Below are 6,037 nucleotides of genomic sequence, written 5' to 3' on the forward strand. Positions count from 1 at the left end.
GGCCGCGCCGTGGCGGCTTCCCCGTCCGCGGCGTCGTGGTCGGCGGCGTCCCGGTCCGCCGCGGCCCTCAGAGCCGCCGCCGCACCGGCCGTCAGCGGTTCACCGTGCCCGAAGCACACCACGTCCGGCGCGAGCCCCGCCAACCGGCGCATCGACGCCTTCGCCCGGTCGCGGTCCACATGGAAGACGCCCAGGGCCACCTGCCCCACCGACGCCACGGTGTCGCCGGTGAACAGCACACCGTGGCGCGGCAGGTGAACGGCGATCGACCCGTCCGTGTGGCCCGGTGTGTGCACCACCCGCGCCCCGCCACCGAACCCCAGCTCGTCCCCGTCCGCCACCTCGCGGTCCACCCGGGTCGGCGGCGCGACCGGGACCGTCAGCCCGTGCTCGTACAGCGGCACCTCCCAGTCGAGCAGGACCGGCTCGGGGACCGGCGCCTCGCCGCGTACCACCGGGGCGTCCAGCGTGTGTGCCAGCACCTCTGCCCCGTACCGCGCGGCGAGCTCCCCGGCCGCGCCCACATGGTCGCGGTGGCAGTGCGTGAGCACGATCCGGCGCAGGGCCTGAGGGCGGAGCCCGGCGCTCCGTATCGCCTCCTCGATGGCCGGACCCCCGTCCACCCAGCCGGCGTCGATCAGCGTCAGGTCGTCGTCCGCGTCCCGCCAGAGATACGCCTGGCCGATCGAGAAGCGGAACATGTGCAGCCGAGGAGTCACCTCGACGAAGTCAGGATTCATGCGGCGAACGTACGCACCCGCCCACGCCCGCCGCCCGCGTCTTCGCTGTCCGCAGATCCGCTCTCGGCTCAACCCCGCCGCGAGCGGGCGTAATTGACCAGGAAGTGCGCCTCCGCCACCGACATCCGCTCCAGCTCGTCCGGCGACACGCTCTCGTTCACCGCGTGGATCCGCGCCTCCGGCTCACTCAGCCCGATCAGCAGGACCTCCGCCCCCGGGTACAGCGCGCCCAGCGTGTTGCACAGCGGGATCGAGCCGCCCATGCCCATCGTCTGCATCTCCTGACCGGGGTACGCCACCCGCAGCGCCTCGGCCATCGAGGTGTACGCCGGGCTCGTGACGTCCGCCCGGAACGGCTGCCCCTGCCCCACCTGCTCCACCGACACCCGCGCGCCCCACGGCGTGTGCGCCTCCAGGTGCGCCGCCAGCAGCTTCGTCGCCTCGGCGGCGTCCTGGCCCGGCGGCACCCGCAGGCTGATCTGGGCGCGCGCGGTGGCGTGGACGGACGGGGTGGCCCCGACGACAGGCGGGCAGTCGATGCCCATGACCGTAACGGCCGGGCGCGCCCACAGCCGGTCGGCGACCGACCCGTCACCGATCAGGCCCACGCCGTCGAGCACCTTGGCGTCCCGGCGGAAGTCCTCCTCCGGGTAGTGCAGGCCCTCCCACGTGTCCTTTGCCGCCAGACCGTCCACCGTCGTCGAACCGTCCTGCGCCCGCAGGGAATCCAGTACGCGGATGAGCGCGGCCAGCGCGTCCGGCGCGGCCCCGCCGAACAGCCCCGAGTGCAGATTGCCCTCCAGCGTGTCCACCTGGACGCGCAGCATCGTCATCCCGCGCAGCGACGCCGTCACGGTCGGCAGACCGGCCCGGAAGTTCCCGGCGTCACCGATCACGATCGCGTCCGCCGCCAGCAGCTCCGGGTGCTCCTCGGCGTACCGCTCCAGACCGCCGGTGCCCTGCTCCTCCGAGCCCTCGACGATCACCTTGACGCTCACGGGTATCCCGCCGTTCGCCTTCAGGGCGCGCAGCGCGAGGAGGTGCATGATGAAGCCGCCCTTGCAGTCCGCGGCCCCCCGCCCGTACCAGCGGCCGTCCTCGCGCTCGGTCAGCTCGAACGGCGGCGTGTCCCAGCCGGCCAGGTCCAGCGGCGGCTGCACGTCGTAGTGCGCGTACAGCAGCACGGTCGGCGCACCCTCGGGGCCGGGCAGGAACCCGTACACCGACTGCGAACCGTCCGGGGTGTCGAGGACCGCGACATCCCGGAAGTCCTCCGCGCGCAGGGCGTCCGCCACCCACGCGGCGGCGGCCTCGCACTCACTCGGCGGGAACTGCGCCGGGTCCGCCACCGACCGGAACGCCACCAGTTCCGCGAGTTCCGCCTTGGCGCGGGGCATGAGGGAGGCGACGGTCTCGGCGATCTGCGGAACCGGCTGGGCGGTCATGGGCACGCTCCTGGTGGGTGCGACGTTAAGACTGGCGTTGTGACCGTTTGGTGTACGGCGAACGCGCGTCCGATCCTCCCACAGGGGGCGGGGAGGGCCCGAGCCGTAGGATGCGGTCGAGAGCATGGGCCACGGGTCAGGAGCAGAAGCACATCGTGAGCAGCGAGAACGCAGACGCCGGTAACGAGCACTCCGCGCCGGTGTGGGATGTCGTCGTGGTGGGCGCGGGGCCGGCGGGAGCGTCCGCGGCCTATGCGGCGGCCGTCACGGGCCGCCGGGTACTGCTCCTGGAGAAGGCCGACCTGCCCCGCTACAAGACATGCGGCGGCGGCATCATCGGACCGTCGCGGGACGCGCTGCCGCCCGGGTTCGAACTGCCGCTCCAGGACAGGGTGCACGCCGTCACCTTCTCGCTGAACGGCCGCTTCGCCCGTACCCGGCGCTCCAAGCGGATGCTGTTCGGGCTGATCAACCGGCCCGAGTTCGACGCCGGGCTGGTGGAGCACGCGCAGAAGGCGGGCGCCGAGCTGCGGACGGGCGTGACCGTGTCGCGCGTCGAGCAGCACGGCACGGCGGTGCCGGACCGGCGGACCGTCGCGGTCGTGCTGGCCGACGGGGAGGTCGTCCTCGCGCGGGCGGTCGTCGGCGCGGACGGCAGCGCCAGCCGCATAGGGGCCCATGTCGGGGTGAAGCTGGACCAGGTGGACCTCGGGCTGGAGGCCGAGATCCCGGTCCCGCCGACGGTCGCGGAGGACTGGGCGGGGCGGGTGCTCATCGACTGGGGGCCGATGCCCGGCAGTTACGGGTGGGTCTTCCCCAAGGGCGACACGCTGACCGTGGGCGTGATCTCGGCACGCGGTGAGGGCGCCGCGACCAAGCGGTACCTGGAGGACTTCATCGCCCGGCTCGGGCTCGCCGGGTTCGAGCCGGCGCTCTCGTCGGGACACCTGACGCGGTGCCGCAGCGATGACTCGCCGCTGTCGCGCGGGCGCGTCCTGGTGTGCGGGGACGCCGCGGGGCTGCTGGAGCCGTGGACCCGCGAGGGGATCTCCTTCGCGCTGCGGTCCGGGCGGCTGGCGGGGGAGTGGGCGGTGCGGATCGCCGAGTCGCACGACGCGGTGGACGCGCGGCGGCAGGCACTGAACTACGCGTTCGCCATCAAGGCGGGGCTGGGCGTCGAGATGGCGGTCGGGCGGCGGATGCTGGCGCTGTTCGAACGGCGCCCGGGGCTGCTCCACGCGGCGATCACCGGCTTCCGGCCGGCGTGGCACGCCTTCGCGGACATCACGCGGGGGGTGACGACCCTGGCCGGTATCGTCCGCACCCACGGGGTGGCCCGGCGGGTCCTGGACACGCTGGACCGGCGACAGTAGCGGAGCGGCGGGTACGGGCGCCCCTCGGGGCGCTGGTGCCCGTCCGGCGGCGGGGTCGGCCCGGGCGCGGGCGGCACAGTCGTGGGGGCCGGGCCGGTCGGGTCCGGCCCTGGGGCAGCGGCGCCCAGTGGATCACCGCGGACCACCCCCCGAACGGGCTCCACCATCGAGGCGGCCGGCAACCAGGCGTTGGGGGAGGTGCGCCACGTCCTCGACACCCTGCGCGCGCCGGAAGCCGCGCCGAGCGCCCCCGCACCCGGCCTCGACTGCTCCCCGAACTCGTCCCTATGAGCCGGGCCCGGTGCGCCCGGGCCGGCTGGGCTGAGCGGGGGCGACCCGCGGCCGGTCCTGCCGTGCAGCGTCCGTGAACCGCCACAGCACCCGTACCACCCGGGTGACGAACATGAGGCAGGCCGCCACCGCGGCCACGGCCGGCAACTTTCGCGCGGCTCCGCCTTCGAGCCCGAACACCACCACGGGTGCGCCGACGAGACAGAACACCCCTGCCGCGAGAAAGGCGCCGGTCACCAGCGCGTAGCCGATCTCCACCGTGATCGCGTCCCGCTGCGCCTGCGTTCTGGTCCCCATGCGGGCAGTGTCACCGGCGCGCGGCCGGTGGGGCAAGGATCTCACCCACCGGCCGCCCACCGCGCGCCCCTTGGTCAGTCCCGTACGGCGACGGGCTCGGCCCTCCCCTCGGCGGCGGGGGCCGGGGCGGACGAGGCGACCACGATCGTCGGCCGGTCGGTACGGCGGCGGCGCAGCCCGGTCAGCGTGATCAGCAGGCCCGCGACCGCGATGGCGGTCACCACGGCGAGGCCCGGCCGGAAGCTGTCCAGGACCTCCTGCTTGGACCCGCCCTCGGCGCCGCCCGCGGTGATCACCGCGGTCACCACGGCGAGGAAGAGGGCGCCGCCGACCTGGACCGAGGTGTTGAGCAGCCCGGAGACCATGCCCTGCTCCTCGTCGGCCACGCCGGTGGTGGCCTGGATGTTGAGGGAGGGGAAGGTCAGGGCGCACGCGGCGCCCAGCAGCAGCATGGCCGGCAGGATGACGGCCGCGTACCGCGGGGTGAGGTCGACCTGGAGGAAGATCGCGTACGAGACGACGAGCAGCGCGAACCCGGTGGCGATCACCCGCGGGGTGCCGAAGCGGTCGACCAGGGCGCCGATCCCCGTGGAGGAGAGCGCCACCAGCAGACCGGCCGGCAGGAAGGCGAGCGCGGTCTGCAGGGCGCTCCAGCCGAGGAGCGACTGCATGTACTGGGTCACGATGAACTGGAAGGCGACGTACGAGCCGAAGAACGCGGCGGCGCCCAGCTGTGCCCGCACCTGCGAACCGGAGCGCAGTACGCCCAGTCGCAGCAGCGGGCTCGCGCTCCGCCGTTCGATGGCCACGAAAGCGGCGAGCAGGACGGCGGACGCCAGGAACGACAGCAGGGTGCGGGCGGAGGTCCAGCCCGCCGCGGGCGCCTCGACGACCGTGAAGACGAGCAGCAGCATCGCGGCCGTGCCGGTGACGGCGCCCGGCAGGTCGTAGCCGCCGCGGGCGTCGTCGCGCGCGCTGTGCGGGATCATCCGCAGGCCGACGACCAGCGCGATGAGCGCGATCGGCGCGGGCAGCAGCATGGTCCAGCGCCAGCTCAGCTCGGTGAGCAGGCCGGAGAGCACCAGGCCCATGGAGAACCCGGTCGCGGCGCACGTCGTGTAGATCGACAGAGCCCGGTTGCGCTGCGGGCCCTCCTTGAACGTGGTGGTGATGATGGACAGCCCGGCGGGCGCGGTGAACGCGGCGCTGAGGCCCTTGATGAAGCGGCTGGCGATCAGCAGCGGGCCCGAGTCGACGAGGCCGCCCAGCAGGGAGGCGAGCGCGAAGACGGCGAGGGCGATCAGGAAGACGCGGCGGCGGCCGAGGAGGTCGGCCGCGCGTCCGCCGAGCAGCAGCAGACCGCCGTAGCCGAGGATGTAGCCGCTGACGATCCACTGGAGGGTGGAGGTGGACAGTCCGAGGTCGGCGCCGATGGAGGGCAGGGCGACGCCGACCATCGAGACGTCGAGGGCGTCCAGGAACATCGCGGCGCAGAGCACCAGCAGGGTGCCCCACAGTCGTGGGCTCCAGCGTTCCTGGGAGGGGGGCGAGACGGTGAGCGGAGAAGTCATGCGCAGCACACTACATGCGCATGCATTGAATGCAAGCGCATTTAATTCCGATGCAACAAAGGTTGCCATCTCTGCTAACTTGGGCACCATGGCCGCGATGAAGTCCGAGCGTGCGCTCGTGGAGCAGTGGCACGACGTGCGTGCGCTGCACGCCCGTACGACATGTGAACTCGACCGTGAACTCCACCAGTACGGTCTGGGTGCCAGCGACTTCGAGGTGCTCGACCGATGCGCGCGGTCGGTCTGTCGCGCCGTCACTGCGCCGCGTGATCCGGCTGGAGTCGGTGGTCATCGCCCTCTTCGGCGCCCTGCTGGGCCTC

Annotated in this window: 5 protein-coding genes and 1 pseudogene; 2 read left to right on the top strand and 4 right to left on the bottom strand. The window is 73.3% G+C overall.

What is annotated here, in order from left to right:
* On the bottom strand, positions 1 to 740 hold a 740-nt coding region (locus ABZZ38_RS30055; RefSeq protein WP_356745658.1), incomplete at its 3' end, for an MBL fold metallo-hydrolase.
* Positions 741 to 808: 68 nt separating this feature from the next.
* Entirely contained in the window at positions 809 to 2,185 is a 1,377-nt protein-coding gene (locus tag ABZZ38_RS30060) for a dipeptidase (RefSeq protein WP_356745660.1), read from the bottom strand.
* 155 nt (positions 2,186 to 2,340) lie between these two features.
* On the opposite strand from ABZZ38_RS30060, the gene ABZZ38_RS30065 reads away from it, so the two are divergent.
* Positions 2,341 to 3,558, top strand: a complete 1,218-nt coding sequence (locus ABZZ38_RS30065) for a geranylgeranyl reductase family protein (RefSeq protein WP_356745662.1) — start codon at positions 2,341 to 2,343, stop codon at positions 3,556 to 3,558.
* Positions 3,559 to 3,843: 285 nt separating this feature from the next.
* Here the strand turns inward: ABZZ38_RS30065 and ABZZ38_RS30070 are convergent, their stop codons facing one another.
* Together ABZZ38_RS30070 and ABZZ38_RS30075 are read right to left on the bottom strand one after the other, a co-directional pair.
* Positions 3,844 to 4,146 (bottom strand): DUF6332 family protein, encoded by a 303-nt coding sequence (locus tag ABZZ38_RS30070; protein WP_356745663.1) that lies wholly within the window; start codon positions 4,144 to 4,146, stop codon positions 3,844 to 3,846.
* Positions 4,147 to 4,220: 74 nt separating this feature from the next.
* Positions 4,221 to 5,717: an MFS transporter gene (locus tag ABZZ38_RS30075; protein ID WP_356745665.1), complete on the bottom strand. Its 1,497-nt coding sequence runs from the start codon at positions 5,715 to 5,717 to the stop codon at positions 4,221 to 4,223.
* An 88-nt stretch (positions 5,718 to 5,805) separates the two neighbouring features.
* Here ABZZ38_RS30075 and ABZZ38_RS30080 point away from each other — a divergent pair.
* Positions 5,806 to 6,037 (top strand): annotated as a pseudogene (locus ABZZ38_RS30080) (hypothetical protein); the annotation flags it as partial.

The organism is Streptomyces sp. NPDC006368 (assembly GCF_040612535.1).
Taxonomy (GTDB): Bacteria; Actinomycetota; Actinomycetes; order Streptomycetales; family Streptomycetaceae; genus Streptomyces.